This is a genomic window from Mesorhizobium sp. M7A.F.Ca.CA.002.15.2.1, assembly GCF_003998715.1.
GTDB classification, from domain to species: Bacteria; Pseudomonadota; Alphaproteobacteria; order Rhizobiales; family Rhizobiaceae; genus Mesorhizobium; species Mesorhizobium ciceri.
Map to the genome: position 1 here is coordinate 1 of NZ_RZPI01000027.1, position 20158 is coordinate 20158.

The following is a 20158-nucleotide window of genomic DNA, read 5'->3' on the forward strand; positions in this document are numbered from 1 at the left end:
ATCTCGACCTGGCTCAGCGCCTGCTGGCTGATCTGGCGCTGGCTGTCGAGTTCGCCGCCGAGCGCCGCTGCACGCTGATTGGCGGCGTCGCCGGCACCGGCACCTTGCGCCAGCAATCGTTCGAGCCGGCTCTTTTCCGCTTGCGCGGCCGACAGCGACGCCTGCAGATTGGCCAGGGAATCATCCTTGTCCTGCGCCGTCGAGCGCTCCAGCGCCAGCAGTTGGGTCAGTTCGTTGATCTGCGAGTTGAGGCGCGAGAGCGCCGTATCCTTGCCGGAGATTTCGCGTCCCAGCAGGAACTGCGCCAGCACGAAGACCGTGAGCAGAAACATGATCGCCAAAAGCAGCGTCGACAGCGCGTCGACGAAGCCCGGCCAGTAGTCGATGCGGCGATCGGTGCGCCGGCCCCTGGCGAGCGCCACTTCAGTGCACTCCGGGCTTCTTCAGGGCATCGGCGATCTTTTCCAGCGTGTTGCGCATCGCCTTCTGCTCGTCGGACTGGGCCTCGACCCAGTCGCGCATGATCTGCTGTTCCGAGCGCATATTCTTGACCAGGCCGGAAATGCCGTCGGCGAGATTGGCCATGGCGGTGGCGACGCGCGGGTTGGAGCCGCCGCCATTCTCCTGCATCGAGCGCAGCCGTTCCGACAGCACCCGGATCTCGTCGGAGGATTCGGTTTTGGCCGGGTCGGCGACGACGATGTCCGACGACAGGTCGGTGACCGAGGAAAGCCAGTTTTCCAGTTCGGTGTAGAAGCGCGTCTGGGCGCGGCCGGCCTGCAGGTCGAGGAAGCCGAGCACCAGCGAGCCGGAGAGGCCGAACAGCGAGGACGAGAAGGCGGTGCCCATGCCGGCCAGCGGCGCCGAAAGCCCCTGCTTCAGGGAATCGAGCACCGCGGCGGCGTCACCGGTGCCGGGATCGAGCGATTCGATGGTTTCGCGGATCGAGCCGATGGTGTTCAACAGTCCCCAGAAGGTGCCGAGCAGGCCGAGGAACACCAGCAGGCCGACGAGATAGCGCGAGGTGTCGCGGCTTTCGTCGAGGCGCGTGGCGATGGAATCGAGCATGGTGCGCATCGAACTGGTCGAGAAGGCCATCGCCGAGGAACGGCCGATCATCGCCTTCATCGGCGCCAGCAGCACCGGTTCGGTCGTCTCCGAGCCGGCACGGAAGGAGTTGACCCAGCGCACTTCGCGAAACAGTCGCCCAACCTGGGCGAAGGCCAAAAGGATGCCGACCACCAGCACGCCGACGATCAGGCCATTGAGGCCGGGATTGCTGCCAAAGGCGGTTGAGATCTGTCGGGTGAGGATGGCGGCGATGAAGGCGACGATGACCAGGAAGATCACCATGGTCAGCAGAAAGACCTGCGGGCTCGATAATTTATGCGGGTCGTAGATCAGGACATCAGAACGTCTGCCCATGCCGAAGGATCTGAGAAAAGCCATCCGTGCCCCGTTTCCGATGCCGCCGCCGATCACGTAAACCGCGACTCTAAACGGAATTGTGACCAAATTGAATGGCGCTTGGCAATATTGCCGCGTCGATAGTGTCAGAGGCGATTGATGACCAGACAGTCGACCATGGCGGCCAGATGCAGGCTGGCGCCGGTGACGACGAAACCGTGCCACAGCGCATTGTGGAAGCGCAGCCCCTTCCAGGCGAAGAAGATGACGCCGCAGGAGTAGACGATGCCGCCGGCAACGATCAGCGCTATCGATGTCGTCGGTAGCGTCTGGACAAGCGGCTTGACCAGGATGATGCCGCTCCAGCCAATGGCGAGATAGAAGCCGATCGCCAGCCGGTCGAAACGGCCGGGAAAGAACACCTTGACGGCAATGCCCAGCGCTGCCGCGGTCCAGACCAGCACGATCATCCAGCGCGCCAGCGGCGAGCCTTCGAGCTGCGCCAGGAAAGGCGTATAGGTCGCGGCGATCAGCAGATAGATCGCGGCGTGGTCGAAACGCCGCAACACCCATTTTGCCGGCGACGAGACCGGCCACAGATTGTAGGTCATCGACACCGAGAGCACGGTGAGCAGCGAAACCACGTAGAAGGCGGCGGCGATGTATTCGCCGGGTCCGACACGAAACGCCGCCAGCGCCAGCAGCGCGGAACCGGCCGATATCGCCAGCACGATGCCGACCGCGTGGACGATACCGTCAGCGATCATCTCGGCACGCGAATAGTGCCAGCGTCCGATGAACGGGATATCGGGGTAGGGTTCGTTGTCTCTCACTAAGCCGGGTTCCTGCGCCGCGCCCTCCAATCTGGGCGCTCGCCGGGCAGTATTTCAAGCTTCCGTTGCGGTTTTGCGACTGCGGCGCATCAGCGCGGCGGTTTGTCGGCGCGGCTTGCCTGTCAACGAGAGGAGAGCGGCTTCTTCACGACCTTGAGCAAAGCGCGCTGGATGATCTCGTTGCCGGCGACGACCGAACCGTTGTCGAGCATGTCCTGGCCGCCATCCATGTCGGAGACGAAGCCGCCCGCCTCGCGGATCAAAAGCAGCCCGGCGGCGATATCCCAGGCAGACAGGCCGGTTTCCCAGAAGCCATCCATGCGGCCGGCAGCGACATAGGCGAGATCGAGCGATGCGGAGCCGAGGCGGCGGACGCCGGAAACCTCGGCCATGACGTTGCGCAGCTCGACGAGGAAATTGCCGTGGTGGCCGCGGCCGAGATGCGGCATGCCGCAGCCGATGACCGTGTCGACCAGCTTGATGCGGCCGGCGACGCGCAAGCGGCGGTCGTTCATGAAGGCGCCGCCGCCGCGTTCGCAGGTGTAGAGTTCGTCCATCGCCGGATTGTAGATGACGCCGGCGACGATCTGGCCCTGGCGCTCCAGCGCGATCGAAACGGCAAAGAGCGGAATGCCGTGCAGGAAATTGGTGGTGCCGTCGAGCGGGTCGACGATCCAGCGATGCTGGCCGTCGTCGCCTTCGACCACGCCGCGCTCCTCCATCAGGAAGGAATAGCCGGGCCGTGCCTTGGACAGTTCGGCGAAGACGATGTCCTCGGCCTTGCGGTCGGCCTGGCTGACATAGTCGCCGGGGCCCTTCATCGAGACCTGCAGGTTCTGCACTTCGCCGAAGTCGCGCGACAGCGAGCGGCCGGCCTTCATTGCGGCCTGGACCATGACGTTGAGAAGGGCTGAGCGTGCCATAGTGCTTTTTCCCGGTGCTGCGCTTTAAATTCTGCCTCGATGCATGTCGGTGACCCGGAACCGGGCCACTGTTGGGGGACATGCGTCAGTCGGCGCGGCGCACGTAAGTGATTTCGTTGGTGTCGACGATGATGCGTTCGCCGGCGCCGATGAAGGGCGGCACCAGGACGCGGATGCCGTTCTCCAGGATCGCCGGCTTGTAGGACGATGCCGCCGTCTGGCCCTTCACCACCGGGTCGGCCTCGGTGATGGTCAGCGTCACATAGTCGGGCAGCGAAATGCCGATCGGCCGCTCTTCGTAGAGTTGGACCGTTACCATCATGCCGTCCTGCAGGAAGGCGGCGCGATCGCCGACGAAGTCCTTGTTCAATTCGAGCTGCTCGTAGCTCTGGGTGTCCATGAACACCAGGGCGTCTTCCTGCGCGTAGAGGAAGGAAAAATCCTTCAGGTCGAGCCGGATCTGTTCGACCGTCTCGGCCGAGCGGAAGCGCTCGTTGAGCTTGGTGCCGTTGATGAGGTTCTTCAGTTCGACCTGATTGTAGGCGCCGCCCTTGCCAGGCTTGACGGTGTTGGTCCTGACCGCCACCCAAAGGCCGCCATCATGCTCGATGACATAGCCGGGACGGATTTCGTTGCCATTGATCTTGGCCATGATGAGATGATCCGGAATGATGCCTACGGCCACGCCGTCGGTAAGGGATATTCGCTGGGAAAGCGATTTCGGGCTCCCAAGACCACAAATCGCCAGAAGAGGCAAGGGAGCGGGCAGGTTGGTGCCAGGCGAGGGCAGCCGAGGCGACACTCGCAATGACCGCGCGGGCCGCCGTCAAGGCAGCCGGTTGGCCTTCTGCAGCGCCTGCTTGGTCTGGTCGTCGTCCAGCCCCTGCAGGAAGTCGTCCATCTGCGGATCGATGAGGCCGGCGCGGCGGGCAATGATGTACCAGGCACCGGCAAGGACCAGGTCCGGATCGGTGCCGATGCCTTGCATATAGAGCTTGGCCAGGCGGTTCTGGGCGGCAACATTGCCGCCCTCCGCCGCCTGCTTCATCCAGCCGAAGGCGGATTTCAGGTCGCGCGCACCGCCGCGGCCTTCGATCATCCAGGCGGCGAGATCGATTTGCGCGGTGTCGTAGTTCTGCCTTGCGGCCTGCGCCAGCAGGCGCCTTGCCTGGGCATCGTCGCGTGGCTTGCCGCCGACACCGTTGGCGTAGATCTGCGACATTGCATATTGCGCGTCCGCGAGGCCGGTCGCAGCGGCGCGTTCATAGTAGGAGACCGCCTTGGCCATACCGGCGTCGCCGGGGTCCTGCTGGACCAGCATCTGCGCGAAATTGAATTGCGCCAGCCGGTTGCCGGCTTCGGCTGCGGCCTGCATCAGGGCGTAGGCCTCTTTTCCATCCTTTTTGACATAGCGGCCGTCGAGCAGCATCAGCGCATACTGGAACTGCGATTCCGGCACACCCTGTTCGGCGGCCAAGGCGTACCATTTCGCCGCCTGCGCCGAATTGACCGGTACACCGAGACCTCGCGACAGGATCTCGGCCACCAGGGTCTGCGCCGCCGGGTCGCCGTTTTGCGCCCGGACCAATGCCAGATTGTAAGCTGTCTTGTAGAGGCCGCGCTGGAAGGCGCCATAGGCCGCGTCGGCGGGTTTTGCGCCGAAGCGGTCGGGATTGACGGCGTCGGCCGACGGCAGCGGCGCAGGCTCGGCCGTGGTGGCGGGCTGCGGCAACGGCTTGTCGATCGGCTTATCGGTGTGGACGCCGATTTCCGGCTTGGGCTGCGGCAAGGGGATGGTCTCCGCGGCCGCCGCCTGGACCATCAGCACCGCAAGCAGAGCCTGGAGGGGAAGCGTCGCCGATGACATTTCAGTCCTCGAAACGCGGCGCAGTCTCGTCGAGCAGCGCGTTGGCGGTGGCGACCGCTGTCCTGGGGTCGGTGCCGTCGGCGAACACGGCGCTCGACAGCGCCACGAATTCAGCGCCGGTGGCGCCCACGGCTTCGACCGAGGCGATGTCGGATCCGGCCATGACGATGCAAGGGATCTGGATCATGTCCGCCCACCATGCGCCGAGCGACAGGTTGCGCGGGTGCGGTTCGGGCTTGTTGTCGTAGCCGAAGCGGCCGAAGAAAATGTAGTCTGGCCGCGTCTCGCCAAGCTCGAGCGCGTCGTCACGCGTCTTGGCGCCTCCGGTGCCGACCATCATCTTTGCCTGGGAATGCTCGATTGTCTCGGCGAGTTCGGCCTTGGAGACTTCGACATGGATGCCGTCGGCCTGGACGCGGCCGGCTATGCGGGTGTCGCCGGCGATGATGACAGCAACGCCGGCGGCTTGCGCTGCCGGCACGATCCGTTCGGCGAAAGCCTGGAACGAGGCTTCATCCATGCCGTTCTCGGGCAGGATCAGCGAAGCGACATCGCCACCATCGAATGCCGTGACAATACGGGCCGCCGGCACGCCGGGCGGCGCGATCAGCACGATGCGACAGCGATTGGGGGGCGTTGCTTCATTCATGGTTCTTCGGGTCCCGCGTTTCGCCTATGCCGGGCGAAGATGGTTGGATTGCGGCATAGAGCAAAGTGCCCGCCTTGAACAGGCGGGCAGTCGGGATCGCGATGTTTGATCCGCCGGGCAGCCGGCGGGCCGCTTCACTTGATCGGGTGCGGGCTCGCGACGGGCGGTTTGCCCTTCCACAGCGTCCAGCCGAGATTCATGCCGGCGGCGGCGATCAGGATGGCGGTGGCGCCGACGACCTGGCTCAGATGCAGCCGATGGCCGAAGGCGACGACGTCGACCAGGATGGCGACGACGGGATAGATGAACGACAGCGATCCCTGCAGATGCGTCGGCAGCTTCTGGATGGCGCCGTACATCAGTATGTACATCAGGCCGGTGTGGACGATGCCGAGCGTCGCCAGCATGGTCCAGCTCCAGGCATCGGCTGGAAGCCGGGATAGATTGGCGAACGGCGCCAGCATGACGACGCCGACGCAGACCTGTATCAGCGCAATCAGATGCGGTGGCGTGCCCTTGAGCTTCTTGGTGACGATGGCGGCGACGGCCCAGAAGAAGGCCGCGCCCAATGCCATGACGATGCCGGTGAAATAATCCGTGCCGGCCATGCCGGCATTGGGGCCGGCATCGGGAGCCGACTGCACGATCAGCACCATGCCGGCGAAGGCGATGGTCAGCCAGGTCAGCTTGGTCAGGCTCAGCCGCTCGGCGAAGAAGAGCGCGCCGAAGCCGACCAGCATGAAGGGCTGCGTGTTGTAGACGGCGGTGGCGATCGAGATCGACGCGCGCGAGAAAGCGCTGAACAGCAAAAGCCAGTTGACGACGATGGCGACGCCGCCGAGCGCGGCGATGCCGATGATGCGCAGCGACAGCCTGTTGCGCAGCAACCCCAGCCCGGCGCAGATGATGAGCAGCGTCAGCGCGCCGAAAGCGCAACGCCAAAACACCACATCCATGATCGGCTGGCCGGACAGGACGACGAACCATCCGATCGTTCCCAGGATGGCCATTGCGGCGGACATTTCGACCGTGCCGCGTACTGTCTCGTTCACAACAAACCTCCTTATCGGTTGAGCCGCCATAATCTCATGCGGTCGCGAAGCTTTCCATCAGATTGGAAAGGGTGTATGGCCTATTGGCCTAATTATATTAGGAGAAAGCTCCAAGCTGTCGGGAAAAGGAAAAAGATGCTGGACGATCTCGACCGAAATCTCCTTGAAATCCTGATCAAGGATGCGCGGACCTCGCTGAAGGAGCTGGCCGCCCAGGTCGGGCTGTCGTCGCCAAGCGTTTCGGAGCGGCTGCGACGACTCGAGGAGCGCGGCGTCATCCGGGCGTTCACCGTCGAGATCGATCCGCTCGCGCTCGGCTATACCTTGCAGGCGATCGTGCGCATCCGGCCTCTGCCGGGCAAGCTGCACATCGTTCAGAAGCTGATCGAGGACATCCCCGAATTCGGCGAATGCGACAAGGTAACGGGCGATGACTGCTTCGTCGCCCGGCTGTTCGTACGCTCGATCGGCGATCTCGACGGGATTCTCGACCGTATCGCCGACAAGGCGGAGACAAGCACCGCCATCATCAAGGCGCAGCCGATCCGGCGGCGGCCGCCACCGCTCGACGCGGCTGCTTCTCGGGATAGGGCAAAGGTCTTGCATGCCTCCTGATCGAGCCGGGTGGAAAGCCGGTGGCCGCTTGGTTAGTGTGCCGACCAAATGAGACCGAGACTGTCATGGCGCAGAACATATACGACCGTGAGGATTTCTTCGCAGGCTACAGCCAACTCGGCCGTTCGGTCGAAGGGCTGGAGGGTGCCGCCGAGTGGCCGGCAATGCGCGCGATGCTGCCCGATGTCGGCGGCTTGAGGGTCGTCGATCTCGGCTGCGGCTTCGGCTGGTTCTGCCGCTGGGCACGCGAGCATGGGGCGGCGCAGGTGCTTGGCCTGGACCTGTCGGAGAAGATGCTTGCCCGAGCAAGGGCCGCCGGCCCGGATGCAGGGATAAGCTATGAGACGGCCGATCTCGATCGGCTCAGCCTGCCGGAAGCCAGCTTCGATCTCGTCTACAGTTCGCTCGCCTTGCACTATGTCGAGGATGTGTCGCGTCTGTTCGGGACCGTGCATCGGGCCCTGGCGCCTGGCGGGCATTTCGTCTTTTCGACGGAACATCCGATCTTCATGGCGCCGACCAAACCCGGCTGGGTGATCGATAGCGAAGGCCGAAAGACGTGGCCTGTCGACCAGTATCTGGTGGAAGGACCGCGCAGCACGGACTGGCTGGCCAAGGGCGTCGTGAAACATCACCGCACGATCGGCACCACGCTCAACGCTCTCCTGCAGGCCGGCTTCACCATCGCGCATGTCGAGGAGTTCCGTCCGACATCAGAGCAGATCGCGGCCAAACCCGAACTGGCGGAAGAGCTCGAGCGGCCGATGTTCCTGCTGGTCTCGGCGCGTCGGTAGGCACAGGCCTGCGTCGGCCCGCATGTGCAGCCGCCACGCTCATATTTGCTGTCGCTCCGCCCGACATTCTGGGCTATTCAAGCGTCGACACGCTTTCCCTCCGGACCAGTCCCCTCCCATGTCAGGCCTGCTTCTCGATCCGTGGTTCTATGCGGCCGCCATTCCGGCGGTCATTCTGGTCGGCCTGTCGAAGGGCGGCTTTGGCGGTGCCGTCGGTTTCGTCGGCGTGCCGCTGATGGCGCTGACCATGCCGCCGGTGCAGGCGGCGGCCATCCTGCTGCCGATCCTGTGCCTGATGGACATCGTCTCGGTGTGGACGTGGTGGGGCGTTTACGACCGCAAGATGCTGGTCGACATGATGCCGGGCGCCGTCATCGGCATCGGCCTTGGCTGGCTTACGGCGGCACTGGTGACCGAAGAGGCGGTGCGGCTGATCGTTGGCGCCGTCGCCATCATCTTCGTCCTGCGCTGGCTCTATCTGCAGTTCCGCCACGGCGCCGATCACGCGGCCGCGCCCAACCGCGTGGCCGCCGCCGTGTGGGGCACGGTCGCCGGCTTCACCAGCTTCGTTGCCCATGTCGGCGGTCCGCCCTTCCAGGTCTATGCCTTGCCGATCCGTCTCGATCCGAAAGTTCTGTCGGGCACCGCAGCGATCTTCTTTGCCGCCACCAACGCGCTGAAGCTGGTGCCCTATTTCGCGCTCGGCCAGTTCGACACCGCCAATCTGACGGCATCGGCGGTGCTGATGCCGCTGGCGCCGCTGTCGACCATCGCCGGAGCGTGGCTGGTGCGCCGCATGCGGCCGGAAACCTTCTATCCCTTTACCTACGCAACCGTCGCGGTCGTGGCGCTGAAGCTGCTGTGGGATGGCATTGTCGGCCTGATGTAGAAAGGCCGCCGCGCAGCCGCCCCGTCATTAGGGGTCAGGCGGCGCTTGGCACCAGACGACGGTTGCCGCCAAAAGCCAGTGTCGCGCCGACCATAACGACCAGCACCATGCCGGCAAGGATGCCGATGTCATGCACGGTCGGTTTGAGCACCATGTCCGCAATGATCACCAGCATCACCGCATAGTCGAAACGTGCCGCGCTCATCATGCGCTGGCCGATGGCAAGAACCTCTGGCGTGACGCCCTCTTTGGCGATCATTGCGCCCATGCGCTCCCCGGTCGGCTTGAAGATGAACATGCCGATCGAAAAGGTCGTGGCGTATCCCGCCAGGCCGATGAGTACCCACAAATCGGAGAAGCCGACCCAGAACCAGCACATGATGAGGCCGAAGATCAGCGTCAGCATCGACATCGGCGCAAAGAACCTGCCGCCCAGCTGACCGCTGGCGCGCATTGCCTGCAGCTTTTCCTCGATGTTGCCCGCGCGCTCGGCAAGCATGCCCAGCAGGAACAGTACGAAGCCGCCGTCGACCCACAGAATGGCGGTAGTGACGTGGAGGAATTTGACGATCGAGTACCAGTCCATGGGTTGCTCCTGCAGTGTCCGGTCAGGTTTGCGGCGGCGCCGATTTGCGCCGGCCGTCAGAGGAGCGGGCGTTTAGCGTGGCGCCTGTTTCGGAACGATGTCGCGAAAAATCCGGCTCTGTTTCAGCTTACGGCCAACGCGCGAGGTCGCAGATTGTGAACGCATTATCTGATTTTCTGCTAATGTACGAATCGTCGGGAGGGGGTTGGCGCGACATCGTCTGGATACGCTGCCGATATTAGTGCGCCAATGCCGGGAGCCCGGTGGCGACAACAATCGCCTGACGATCAACCCATTCCCGCAAGCGGGAAAAGGCAATTCGGGGGACCATTATGCAAGGGATAGCACGGAATTTCTTCACGCTGGCCATCATCTATTCGCTGTGCGGCATGGCGCTCGGCCTGTACATGGCGATCAGCCAGGATCACGGCCAGATGCCGACCCACGCCCACACGATGGTGGCCGGATGGCTGATGTCGGCGGTCTTCGCCTTCTTCTACCATTTGTTTCCGGCAATCGGGCAGAAGACGCTCGCCACAGTTCATTTCTGGCTGACGGCGGTCAGCGGCATCGGCCTGCTGATCGGCCTCTATTTCCTGCTTGCCGGCAATGCCGCGATCGAACCGCTGGTGGCGGCCTCCTCGATGGGCTTCTACGCAGCCATGCTGCTGTTCGCCTTCATCGCCTTGCCGGCGGTCTGGAAGACCGCTTGACCGAGCCTGACGCAGGAGATGCTGTGCTGTTACGGCACAGTATGGCGGCGTTCGGTCAAAAAACATCCGCACCGTTAAGGCTTCATTAAGCTTTACAGGTGTTTACTATGTCCATCCAGTGATCTGGATTCTTACCGAGTGGTTGGAGCCACTTTGTTTGACGCCTCCCTGTTAAACTCCTGAGAGCCGCCTTATCCGCGGCTCTTTTTTTGTCTCGATTTCTCTTTTTTGTCCGCACCCCAGCGGGGCCGCCCGACAGGGGTGCCGTTAACCTTCTGTTAAACATGTGCTTGCCTTCACCGGTGACGAAGCGCATTTTCAAGCTTCAGTCAGATAGGGTTCCGGGTGTATCGGCAGGGAGCCGAATCGGCCGGTTGCAAGTGCAGGGGCGTATCAATGAACGAGCCTTCGAAGGGCAGTGCGAAAACCGTCAAGCTGGCGGAACGCCGGGTTTTCTCGCAATCCTTCAAGCCGCTTTACCAGGAAGGCATGGGTCTGGTCGAACAGGCCGCCGAATATCTCGACGGCAAGGGCCGGGCCGAGGCGAAGAAGCTGTCGCGGCTGGCCGCCACGCTCTACGCGGCCGAATCGATGCGGCTGACCACCAGGCTGATGCAGGTTGCCTCCTGGCTGCTTTTGCAGCGCGCCGCCAATTCCGGCGAGATGACCCGTGACCAGGTGGCATCGGAAAAGTCCAAGGTGCGCCTCGACACCGCTTCCGCCCATGACGAAGCCGCCGGTTGGGCCGAACTGCCCGAGGATTTCCTCGACCTCGTCACCCGCTCGCTGCGCCTGCAAGCGTTGGTGCGCCGCATGGACGACGAGATCTATGGCTCCGGCGCCATGGTCGACATGCAACCGATGGCTCGCCGCCCCAACCCGGTTTCCGACCAGATCAGCCTGCTCAACACGGCTTTCGCTCGGGGTTAGACCGCGGTCCGCCTTCTGTTTCCGGTTTGTTCACATTTCGCTGGCATCGCTGTCCGCCGGAGGTAAACTCGGCAAATGGCGGAAGCGATTCGCATCATCGGTATCGATCCCGGGCTTCGGCGCACCGGCTGGGGCATCGTCGAAAGCCTCGGCAATTCGCTGCGCTTCATTGCTTCCGGCACTGTGAAATCAGACGATAAGGCCGCGCTGGCAACGCGGCTGTGCCAGCTGCATGACAGGCTTGCCGAAGTCCTGCATGCCGCCATGCCGCACGAAGCGGCGGTCGAACAGACCTTCGTCAACAAGGACGCGGTGGCAACGCTGAAGCTCGGTCAGGCACGCGGCATCGCCATGCTGGTGCCGGCGCGTGCCGGCCTCGTCGTTGCCGAATATGCGCCTAACGCAGTCAAGAAAGCGGTGATCGGCGTCGGCCATGGCGACAAGAAGCAGATCCACATGATGGTGAAGGTGCTGTTGCCGAAAGCCATTTTCGATACCGAGCATGCCGCCGACGCGCTCGCCATCGCCATCTGCCACGCGCATCACCGGCAAAGCGTGGCCTACCGGATGGCACTCGCTGGATAGAGATGTTCTTGACTTGTTCACCGGGTTGGAATAATCCTTACTTGTAAGAAAGGGGTGTTTCATGCGTGTGACGAGCAAAGGTCAAGTGACAATCCCACGGGATCTGCGGGAGACATTTGGGATTGGCGCCAACAGCGAAGTCATCTTCGGCATCGAGGGCGGCAAGATCACGATCACGCCGAAGCATGACAAGGGGCGGTTGGCCGACCGCGAAAGACTCGATCGTTTTCTTGCTGCGCTCGATCGGCTTGAGGGCAGCGGCGATCAGACAATGAATGCCGATGCCGTCATGGCTTTGACCCGGGATCGCTAATCTTGGCGACGCTTGTCGACACCAACGTGCTTGTCGATATCGCCGTTCGCGATCCCGTCTGGTCAAAGTGGTCGTGGTCCAAAATGGTGTCTGCCCTCGAGCAAGGCAGCCTGGTCATCAATCAGATTATCTACGCCGAGTTTTCGATGCGCTATGAGGCGATAGACGATGTCGATGATGCCTTGCCTGAAGACGAGTTCCGGCGCGAAAGTCTCCCGTTCGAGGCGGCCTTTGCTGCGTCGAGAGCGTTCTCGGTCTATCGGCGGTTGGGCGGACCTCGAGAGAAGGTGATGCCCGACTTCTTGATTGGGGCTCACGCTGCCATCCGAGGCTATCCCATTCTTACTCGCGATCCCGCAGGTTTCAGAAAGTACTTTCCAGATGTCGAGCTCATCACGCCCGATACTCATCCCTAACGGGGATTGCGTCCAATGATCGGCAAGCTCAAGGGCACGCTGGACGAGGTCGACGAGGATCATTGCCTCGTCGATATCCATGGCGTCGGCTACGTCGCCTATTGTTCAGCGCGCACGCTGGCGGCGCTGCCTTCGCCCGGCGAAGCGGTGGTGCTGTTCATCGAGACCTATGTCCGCGAGGACATGCTGCGGCTCTACGGCTTCCAGTCAGTGCTGGAACGCGAGTGGTTCCGGCTGCTGATGAACAATGTTCCCGGCGTCGGCGCCAAGGTGGCGCTGGCCATCCTGTCGACGCTGGCGCCGGCCGACCTCGCCAATGCGATCGCGCTGCGCGACATCGCCATGGTTTCTCGCGCACCCGGCGTCGGCAAGAAGGTGGCCGAGCGCATCGTCACCGAACTGAAGAACAAGGCGCCGGCCTATGCCGGAACCGCTTCGGGCACCATCGGCCTGAAACAGGAGCTCGGCGACGGCGTGGCATCCGCGCCGATCACCGACGCGGTCTCGGCGCTGGTCAATCTCGGCTATTCGCGCGACACGGCCGCCAATGCGGTGGCGGCGGCGCTGAAGACGGCGGGCGAGGATGCCGATGCGCCGAAGCTGATTCGCTTCGGGCTGAAGGAACTTGCGCGGTGAGCCGCCGCTTGTTCAGCCCCTTGCCGTGTGCAAGGAAGGCGGCATGAGCCTGTCGCCCCGCTTGATTGCCCCGGAAAAACGCGGCGAGGATGCCGAGCAGACCTTGCGGCCGCAGACGCTCGACGATTTCGTCGGCCAGGCGGCGGCGCGGGCCAATCTCAAAGTGTTCATCGAGGCTGCCAAGAGCCGCAGCGAGGCGCTCGACCACGTGCTGTTCGTCGGGCCGCCTGGTCTCGGCAAGACGACGCTGGCGCAGATCATGGCGCGCGAGCTCGGCGTCAATTTCCGCTCGACCTCCGGCCCGGTCATCGCCAAGGCCGGCGATCTTGCCGCGCTGCTGACCAATCTCGAGGAAGGCGACGTGCTGTTCATCGACGAGATCCATCGGCTGAGCCCGGCGGTGGAGGAGATCCTTTATCCGGCGATGGAGGATTTTCAGCTCGACCTGATCATCGGGGAAGGCCCGGCGGCGCGCTCGGTCAAGATCGACCTCGCCCGCTTCACGCTCGTCGCCGCCACCACGCGGCTTGGCCTGCTGACCAATCCGCTGCGCGACCGTTTCGGCATTCCGGTACGGCTCAATTTCTACACGGTCGAGGAGCTGGAGCAGATCGTGCGGCGTGGCGCGCGTATCCTGCAAATGCCGCTCGGCAACGACGGCGCGCTGGAGATCGCGCGGCGCGCGCGGGGCACGCCACGCATCGCCGGCCGGTTGTTGCGCCGTGTGCGCGATTTCGCCTCGGTGGCCGGCGATGGCCATGTCGACCGCAAGATCGCCGACGAAGCGTTGACCCGGCTGGAAGTCGATGCGCTCGGCCTCGACTCGCTCGACCGCCGGTACCTCAGCATGATCGCGCGCAATTTCGGCGGCGGGCCGGTCGGCATCGAGACGATCGCCGCAGGCCTGTCCGAACCGCGCGATGCCATCGAGGACATCATCGAGCCTTATCTGATCCAGCAGGGTTTCATCCAGCGCACGCCGCGCGGCCGCATGCTGACGGCCAATGCCTGGCGGCATCTCGGCCTCGACGCGCCGAAGGATCTGGCGCAACAGCAGATCAACCTGTTCCAGGAAGAATAGCGCTCAGGCCGATCAGGCGCAGGTTCCGGGCCGACAAAGGATCTGTGAGCGGCCTGCGCAAAATATCCTCGGCTTCGCCGGTTTGCCGGCGCATTCGTCGGCTCTGGTGGCGGTGCCATCCCGGGGCAATCTCGCTCCGATGGTTTGCCGGAGCCACGCAATGATCACCAGACGCGGGTTCCTGCGCTTCATCGGCGGGTCGATTCTGTCGGTTGCCGCGCTCAGCGCCTATGCGGCCGGCATAGAGCCGATGCTGCTGACGCATGTGAAACGCTATGCGCTAACGCCGCCGCATTGGCCTGATGGCCTGAAGCTGCGCATCGTCGCGCTTGCCGATATCCATGCCTGCCGGCCATGGATGACGCCGGAGCGGATCGCCTCACTTGTCGAAGACGCGAATGCCCTGCAGCCGGACGTGATCGTCCTGCTCGGCGATTATATCGCCGGCATGCCGTTGGTGACCGGCCCGGTGACGCCGTCGCAATGGGCCTCCGCCCTCTCGGACCTCAAGGCACCGCTCGGCGTGCTCTCGATTCTCGGCAACCATGACTGGTGGGCAGATGGCTTCGCGCAGCGCGCCGGGGCCGGCCCGACCGTAGCGGGCAAGGCCCTGGAGAAAGTCGGCATTCCGGTGCTGGAGAACGATGTCGTGCGCCTGGAAAAGGATGGGCATGGTGTGTGGATTGCCGGGCTCGCCGACCAGCTCGCTCTGCTGCCGACCAGGGACCGCCCCGGCTTTACCGGGCTGGACGATCTCGACGGCACGTTGGCCAAGGTCAGCGACGCATCGCCCATCATCCTGCTTGCGCACGAGCCGGATATTTTTCCGAAGGTGCCGTGGCGCGTCTCGCTGACCCTGTCCGGCCACACCCATGGCGGACAAATTCGGCTGTTCGGCTATTCGCCGGTCGTGCCATCGCGTTTCGGCAACCGCTACGCCTATGGCCACGTCGTCGAGAACGATCGCAATCTGATCGTCTCCGGCGGGCTCGGTTTCAGCATATTGCCGGTGCGTTTCGGGATGCGGCCGGAAATCCTGTCGATCGACCTTGGCTAAATCCAAATCGCCTCAGTGAAGCGATTTGATCGCGTCCATCACATCCGGCTCGGCCTTGTCGCCGTTGAAGGCATCGACGATGCCGAAGGCGCCGCCATAGCTCCACACCGACCATGAGAAGCCATGTGCTTCGGCACGCGCGATCATGTCCCTGACATAGGCGGCCCGATACCCAGCGGGCATCACATAGGAATTGCCGTATTCCTGGCGGATCATGCCGAACTCGCCCAGCGTGATGTTTCCAGGCTTGACGCCGTTGGCCCTCGCCCACGCCTCGACCTTTTCGAACGGCGCATCCATCAAGCCGAGCAGTCTGTCGGGGGTGTCCATGCTGGCGACCTGTTCGTCAAGATAGGCAAGCAGGCCGCTTTGCCGCGTCCATGGCGCCTCGGCCTTGATCCTGGCGCGGATGGTGTCGAGCGTCACGTCGAGCTGTGCCTTGGGCACCGCACTCAGCGGATAGGGCAGGCCAGTCACATAGGGGATGAAGTCTCCGGCCCAGGTTGCGCCCTGATGGGTGAGCAGAAACGGATCGTAGGAATGGAAGGTCCAGATGACGTTGTCGTCCGGAATCGTCTTCGGGTCGATCTTTTCCAACGAACTCGCGGCGGAATAGCAGGCGCCGGTCAGCACCAGGGTCAGTTTCGTAGCCGAGGATCGCGCCGCCGCGAACAGTTTGCGCTGGCGGTCCGGCCACAGGCTCGTGCCGTCGCTGTCGCAGTCCACGATCGGTTCGTTCATGGGCTCGAAGGCGACCTGGGCGGGATCTTCGCTGGCCAGCGTGCGGGCCATCTTGCGGACCATCTCGACATAGGCGTCGAAGGTCCGTGGGTCGCCCATCACTTCAGCCATTCCGATCTTGCGGCTGCCGCCGGCCGGGATCAGGTGCATGTCGACGATCACCTTGAGCCCGGCGCGGTTGATTATGCGCACCGAGTCCAGCACGCTGGCATAGAGATCGTCACGCAAGGCCACGGTCTGGTCGGACAGAAAGGGCGATGGATCGACCGGCATGCGCAGGAAATCGAAGCCGGCATCCTTCAACGCCTTGAGGTCGTCCTCCCCAAGGAATTTCCGCCACTCCGGATAGGGCAGGATGGCCTTGGCGTCGCCCCACTGGTCCTCGCCGGGCCAGGTGACCCACTGGTCGAGATTGAGGCCGCGCTTCATCGAGAATGTCGCGGTCTGGCCAGGCAGCGCCAAAGCCACCAACACGAACAGCGCCGCCATCAAAGTCTTGATCATCGCCGTCAACAGTGCCATCCGATGCTGTGTCACGCGGGAAACAGGTGCCTCGTCGGGGCTGAAAAAGGAAGCGCAATGGGCGATCATGGTGAATCGGCGACGCTGCTGGCCGGGCTTTCCGGTGCGCTGACGGCGTTCGGCCACCGGCTGATGGCGCGGGTCTATTATGCCGACACCGATTTCTCCGGCGTCGTCTATCATGCTCGCTATCTCGAATTCTTCGAACGCGGCCGCTCCGACTATCTCAGGCTGACCGGCGTGCACCACACAGAGCTTGCCGACGGCAAGCATGGCGAAAGAATAGTCTGGGTGGTGCGCCGCATGGAGATCGACTTTCGCGGCCCGGCCCGCATCGACGACATCCTGACCGTCGACACCCGCACCGAGGAGATTTCCGGCGCGCGCATCTTCATGGCGCAACAGCTCAAGCGCGGCGACGAGGTGCTGGTCGAGGCCAAGGTCGAGGCGGCGATCATCGGCGAGAATGGCCGCCCAAGGCGCTTTCCCAAGGAATGGGTGGCGGCATTCATGCCCCGGATGGGATGATATTCAGGTGATGCCGGCCTGCAAACGGTGATTCCCTGCGCTTCCGGTGCTCGGGTGCTTCAAGTACCCTCCGCTCCGGTTCTCGGAAACCGCCGCTTTCGGCTCGGCCTGACCTGAATCTCAACCCATCCTGACTTCGCGCTTGGATGATGGCGTTACAACTGTGCGGGCGTGGCAATGCGCCGCGCCTTATATACTAACCCATCCTTAACCATAACGGTTCATGAAGAGATTGGTGAAGATTGGCGTTATCGAACGCCTTCCTTTCACCAATATTTGCCCTGAAAAGGCCGACAACGGCACAGTTTGGGGTTGTTCCGGTAGCTTCGTGCGAACCGACCACAAGGGATGCCAGGGGCCAGCCGCCAGCTTCGCCCGGAAAATCTTAAGGACGTAACGATGGAAAATATCGCACTCGCCGATCCGGGCGCGCAATTGTCGGTTTGGTCGCTGTTCGTTTCGGCCAGCTGGGTGGTCAAGCTGGTCATGATCGGCCTGCTCTGCGCCTCGGTCTGGACCTGGGCGATCATCGTCGACAAGCTGGTTTCCTATGCCCGCATGCGGCTGGCGCTCAACCGGTTCGAGCAGGTGTTCTGGTCGGGGCAGTCGCTGGAGGAGCTTTACCGCACGCTCGCCGATCGCAAGACCACCGGCATGGGCGCCATTTTCGTGGCGGCCATGCGCGAGTGGAAGAAGAGTTTCGAGAAGGGCGCCAAGTCGCCGCTCGGCCTGCAAACCCGCATCGACAAGGCGATGGACCTGGCGCTGACCCGCGAGATGGAAAAGCTGGAAGGCCGCCTCGGCTTCCTTGCCACCACCGGCTCGGCGGCACCCTTCATCGGCCTGTTCGGCACCGTCATCGGCATCATGACGTCGTTTCAGGCGATCGCCGGCTCCAAGAATACCAGTCTCGCCGTGGTTGCGCCGGGCATCGCCGAAGCGCTGCTGGCGACGGCCATCGGCCTGCTCGCCGCCATTCCCGCCGTCATCGCCTACAACAAGCTGTCGTCCGATGCGAGCAAGATAGCCGTGCGCATGGAAGGGTTCTCCGACGAGTTCTCCGCCATACTCTCGCGCCAAATCGATGAAAAAGTGGCCCCCAAGGCCTGAGGAGTAGCAGATGGGTATGTCCATGGGCATGGCAGGACGCGGCGGGCGCGGCCACAGGCGGCGCGGCCGTCACCATGCACTGATGTCCGAGATCAACGTCACGCCGATGGTCGACGTGATGCTGGTGCTGCTGATCATCTTCATGGTCGCGGCGCCAATGCTGACGGTCGGCGTGCCGATCGACCTGCCGGATACGCAGGCTAAGGCGATGAATGCCGACACGCAGCCGATCACCGTCTCGATCAACGCCGCCGGCCAGATTTACCTGCAGGAAACCGAAATCCCGATCGAGGAACTGGTAGCCAAGCTGCAGGCAATTTCCAAGACCGGCTATGAGGAGCGCATCTTCATCCGCGGCGACAAGTCCACCGACTATGGTACGGCGATGAAGGTGATGGCCCGCATTTCGGCCGCCGGCTACAAGAACATCGGCCTGGTTTCACTGCAGGAACAGGACCAGTAGACGCGCGATGAAGACCGGCCTCACCACATCGGTGATCTTGCATACGGCGGCGCTGACCTTCGGCCTGTTCACGCTGACGGCGCCGGCGGCACTTCCGTCGTCCGACGTCGAGTCGGTCGCGGTCGATATCGTGCCGATGGAAGCCATTGCGCAGACGTTGCAGGGCGACAAAAAGGCCGTGATGCATGAAAAGCCGGCCCCTGTGCCGACGCAGCGCCCGGACATTGTGCCGGATGCGCAGAAGGTCGGTGAGAACAGTGTCGATACCGACAAGCCGATAACGCCGGAAGCCAAGCCCAAGCCCGTCGACATGACCTCGGCTCCGCCGCCCGCACCGACCCCGATCGAAAAGCCGAAGCCTGAGGACGTGCCGAAGCCGCAGGAGAAGCCCAAGCCTACCCCGGCAACGGAAGTGGCGCCGGCGCCGACGCCCAAGGAAGAGGTCAAGCCCGAGCCGGTCAAGCAGGCCGATCCCAAGCCGACACCGGCCAAGCCGGCGCCGACCCCGCCGCCGCAGGACAAGACCGCTGCCATCGATCCGACGCCCGAGGTCAAGCCCGACGCCGTCGCTGAAGCCATAGCGCAGGAGCCGCCCGCCGAGGCGACGCAGCTGCCGGATTCCGCTCCCGCGCCGGAAGCGCGGCCGAAGCCGCAGCCGGCGCAGGCCGAAAGCGCCAAGGCGCCGGAGCGCAAGGACGCCGACAAGCCGGTCAAGGAAGCGTCGTCGAAGCCGAAATCCGATGACAAGCAATTCAACGCCGACGAGATCTCCGCGCTCCTCGACAAGCAGAAACCATCCGGCGGCGGCGCCAAGCGCTCGACCCAGCAGGCGTCGCTCGGCGGCGACAAGGACCAAGGTCAGAAGCTCTCCAGGTCCGAAATGGGTGCCCTGGAAAGCCAGCTCGGCGGCTGCTGGACCCTTCCTGTCGGCCTTGAAGGTTCCGAGAACTTCCTCGTCGTGGTGCGGTTCAACCTGGATGCATCCGGTAAGCTGGACGGGCGCCCGGCGGTCGAAAAGTCGAGCGGAAATCGCCAGTTCGACGAAAGTGCCGTTCGTGCGGTGCAAAAATGCGATGTCACCGGCCTGCAAGTTCCCGCCGGCAAGCAGGACATCTGGGCCGACGTCCGCGTCACCTTCGATCCAAGGGAGATGCTCGGCCTCTAAGGCCCTGTCATCCGAAAATCAGTACGAGAAGCGAGAAGACATGAAATCAATCCTCAAGCCGCTCCTGATGGTCGCAGCAATGGCGATGGGCATGACCGCGGCAGGCACGTTGCCGGCGCTGGCGCTCGTCGAGCTCAACGTCAACAAGGGCAACGTCGAGCCGCTGCCGATCGCCATCACGGATTTCCAGGGCGGCGACGCGCTTGGGGCGCAGATTTCGCAGATCGTCACCGCCGATTTGAAGCGTTCGGGTCTGTTCGCTCCGATCGACAAGAGCGCCTTT

Annotated in this window: 24 protein-coding genes and 2 pseudogenes; 16 read left to right on the forward strand and 10 right to left on the reverse strand. The window is 63.4% G+C overall.

Features of this window, described 5'->3' with window-relative positions:
• The 8 genes and pseudogenes from ENZ74_RS03335 to ENZ74_RS03370 form a co-directional block, all read right to left on the reverse strand.
• Nucleotides 1-422, reverse strand: a pseudogene (locus ENZ74_RS03335) (peptidoglycan-binding protein); the annotation flags it as partial.
• A 1-nt stretch (nucleotide 423) separates the two neighbouring features.
• On the reverse strand, nucleotides 424-1449 hold the full coding sequence (locus tag ENZ74_RS03340; RefSeq protein ID WP_013529124.1) for a MotA/TolQ/ExbB proton channel family protein: 1026 nt from the start codon (nucleotides 1447-1449) through the stop codon (nucleotides 424-426).
• A 104-nt stretch (nucleotides 1450-1553) separates the two neighbouring features.
• The gene (locus tag ENZ74_RS03345; RefSeq protein WP_063170358.1) at nucleotides 1554-2240 is read right to left on the reverse strand and encodes a hemolysin III family protein; all 687 of its coding nucleotides are present in this window, start codon (nucleotides 2238-2240) and stop codon (nucleotides 1554-1556) included.
• A gap of 122 nt (nucleotides 2241-2362) precedes the next feature.
• Nucleotides 2363-3163: an inositol monophosphatase family protein gene (locus ENZ74_RS03350; protein WP_013529126.1), complete on the reverse strand. Its 801-nt coding sequence runs from the start codon at nucleotides 3161-3163 to the stop codon at nucleotides 2363-2365.
• Nucleotides 3164-3248: 85 nt separating this feature from the next.
• Complete coding sequence (efp, locus tag ENZ74_RS03355) at nucleotides 3249-3815, reverse strand: elongation factor P (protein ID WP_013529127.1); 567 nt, start codon at nucleotides 3813-3815, stop codon at nucleotides 3249-3251.
• A gap of 174 nt (nucleotides 3816-3989) precedes the next feature.
• Nucleotides 3990-5030 carry a tetratricopeptide repeat protein gene (locus tag ENZ74_RS03360; RefSeq protein WP_013529128.1) on the reverse strand — a complete coding sequence of 347 codons (1041 nt, stop codon included), beginning with the start codon at nucleotides 5028-5030 and terminating at the stop codon, nucleotides 3990-3992.
• Nucleotide 5031: 1 nt separating this feature from the next.
• A complete protein-coding gene (locus tag ENZ74_RS03365; RefSeq protein ID WP_063169203.1) occupies nucleotides 5032-5679 on the reverse strand; it encodes a thiamine phosphate synthase in 648 nt (215 codons plus the stop codon).
• A 134-nt stretch (nucleotides 5680-5813) separates the two neighbouring features.
• Nucleotides 5814-6731 (reverse strand): DMT family transporter, encoded by a 918-nt coding sequence (locus ENZ74_RS03370; RefSeq protein WP_027162529.1) that lies wholly within the window; start codon nucleotides 6729-6731, stop codon nucleotides 5814-5816.
• A gap of 135 nt (nucleotides 6732-6866) precedes the next feature.
• On the opposite strand from ENZ74_RS03370, the gene ENZ74_RS03375 reads away from it, so the two are divergent.
• From ENZ74_RS03375 to ENZ74_RS03385, 3 genes are all read left to right on the forward strand, one after another.
• Nucleotides 6867-7346 (forward strand): Lrp/AsnC family transcriptional regulator, encoded by a 480-nt coding sequence (locus ENZ74_RS03375; protein WP_063169202.1) that lies wholly within the window; start codon nucleotides 6867-6869, stop codon nucleotides 7344-7346.
• A gap of 65 nt (nucleotides 7347-7411) precedes the next feature.
• Complete coding sequence (locus ENZ74_RS03380; RefSeq protein WP_024502917.1) at nucleotides 7412-8140, forward strand: class I SAM-dependent methyltransferase; 729 nt, start codon at nucleotides 7412-7414, stop codon at nucleotides 8138-8140.
• A gap of 118 nt (nucleotides 8141-8258) precedes the next feature.
• Nucleotides 8259-9029: a sulfite exporter TauE/SafE family protein gene (locus ENZ74_RS03385; RefSeq protein WP_013529133.1), complete on the forward strand. Its 771-nt coding sequence runs from the start codon at nucleotides 8259-8261 to the stop codon at nucleotides 9027-9029.
• Between the two features lie 34 nt (nucleotides 9030-9063).
• On the opposite strand, the gene ENZ74_RS03390 is transcribed toward ENZ74_RS03385, so the two are convergent.
• On the reverse strand, nucleotides 9064-9615 hold the full coding sequence (locus ENZ74_RS03390) for a hypothetical protein (RefSeq protein ID WP_063169201.1): 552 nt from the start codon (nucleotides 9613-9615) through the stop codon (nucleotides 9064-9066).
• A 332-nt stretch (nucleotides 9616-9947) separates the two neighbouring features.
• Between ENZ74_RS03390 and ENZ74_RS03395 the strand changes: the two genes are divergently transcribed.
• The 8 genes from ENZ74_RS03395 (at nucleotide 9948) to ENZ74_RS03430 (ending at nucleotide 15346) form a co-directional block, all read left to right on the forward strand.
• Nucleotides 9948-10328 (forward strand): hypothetical protein, encoded by a 381-nt coding sequence (locus tag ENZ74_RS03395; protein WP_013529135.1) that lies wholly within the window; start codon nucleotides 9948-9950, stop codon nucleotides 10326-10328.
• A gap of 396 nt (nucleotides 10329-10724) precedes the next feature.
• Nucleotides 10725-11258, forward strand: a complete 534-nt coding sequence (locus ENZ74_RS03400) for a DUF1465 family protein (RefSeq protein ID WP_013529136.1) — start codon at nucleotides 10725-10727, stop codon at nucleotides 11256-11258.
• A 75-nt stretch (nucleotides 11259-11333) separates the two neighbouring features.
• A complete protein-coding gene (gene ruvC, locus ENZ74_RS03405; protein ID WP_063169200.1) occupies nucleotides 11334-11843 on the forward strand; it encodes a crossover junction endodeoxyribonuclease RuvC in 510 nt (169 codons plus the stop codon).
• 61 nt (nucleotides 11844-11904) lie between these two features.
• Nucleotides 11905-12156 carry an AbrB/MazE/SpoVT family DNA-binding domain-containing protein gene (locus ENZ74_RS03410; protein WP_013529138.1) on the forward strand — a complete coding sequence of 84 codons (252 nt, stop codon included), beginning with the start codon at nucleotides 11905-11907 and terminating at the stop codon, nucleotides 12154-12156.
• A 2-nt stretch (nucleotides 12157-12158) separates the two neighbouring features.
• Entirely contained in the window at nucleotides 12159-12572 is a 414-nt protein-coding gene (locus ENZ74_RS03415; RefSeq protein ID WP_013529139.1) for a type II toxin-antitoxin system VapC family toxin, read from the forward strand.
• Nucleotides 12573-12587: 15 nt separating this feature from the next.
• Nucleotides 12588-13208 (forward strand): Holliday junction branch migration protein RuvA, encoded by a 621-nt coding sequence (ruvA, locus tag ENZ74_RS03420; RefSeq protein ID WP_013529140.1) that lies wholly within the window; start codon nucleotides 12588-12590, stop codon nucleotides 13206-13208.
• Between the two features lie 43 nt (nucleotides 13209-13251).
• Nucleotides 13252-14289 carry a Holliday junction branch migration DNA helicase RuvB gene (ruvB, locus tag ENZ74_RS03425; RefSeq protein ID WP_063170357.1) on the forward strand — a complete coding sequence of 346 codons (1038 nt, stop codon included), beginning with the start codon at nucleotides 13252-13254 and terminating at the stop codon, nucleotides 14287-14289.
• Between the two features lie 160 nt (nucleotides 14290-14449).
• Complete coding sequence (locus ENZ74_RS03430; protein ID WP_063169199.1) at nucleotides 14450-15346, forward strand: metallophosphoesterase; 897 nt, start codon at nucleotides 14450-14452, stop codon at nucleotides 15344-15346.
• Between the two features lie 12 nt (nucleotides 15347-15358).
• Here ENZ74_RS03430 and ENZ74_RS03435 read toward each other — a convergent pair whose 3' ends face one another.
• Nucleotides 15359-16609 carry a cellulase family glycosylhydrolase gene (locus ENZ74_RS03435; RefSeq protein WP_063170356.1) on the reverse strand — a complete coding sequence of 417 codons (1251 nt, stop codon included), beginning with the start codon at nucleotides 16607-16609 and terminating at the stop codon, nucleotides 15359-15361.
• 57 nt (nucleotides 16610-16666) lie between these two features.
• Between ENZ74_RS03435 and ybgC the strand changes: the two genes are divergently transcribed.
• The 5 genes and pseudogenes from ybgC to tolB form a co-directional block, all read left to right on the forward strand.
• Entirely contained in the window at nucleotides 16667-17137 is a 471-nt protein-coding gene (gene ybgC / locus ENZ74_RS03440) for a tol-pal system-associated acyl-CoA thioesterase (RefSeq protein ID WP_013529144.1), read from the forward strand.
• A gap of 399 nt (nucleotides 17138-17536) precedes the next feature.
• Nucleotides 17537-18247 carry a protein TolQ gene (gene tolQ / locus ENZ74_RS03445; RefSeq protein ID WP_013529145.1) on the forward strand — a complete coding sequence of 237 codons (711 nt, stop codon included), beginning with the start codon at nucleotides 17537-17539 and terminating at the stop codon, nucleotides 18245-18247.
• A 10-nt stretch (nucleotides 18248-18257) separates the two neighbouring features.
• Entirely contained in the window at nucleotides 18258-18710 is a 453-nt protein-coding gene (gene tolR, locus ENZ74_RS03450) for a protein TolR (RefSeq protein ID WP_013529146.1), read from the forward strand.
• A 7-nt stretch (nucleotides 18711-18717) separates the two neighbouring features.
• Nucleotides 18718-19875 carry a TonB family protein gene (locus ENZ74_RS03455; protein ID WP_013529147.1) on the forward strand — a complete coding sequence of 386 codons (1158 nt, stop codon included), beginning with the start codon at nucleotides 18718-18720 and terminating at the stop codon, nucleotides 19873-19875.
• Between the two features lie 40 nt (nucleotides 19876-19915).
• Nucleotides 19916-20158: pseudogene (gene tolB, locus ENZ74_RS03460) on the forward strand (Tol-Pal system protein TolB); the annotation flags it as partial.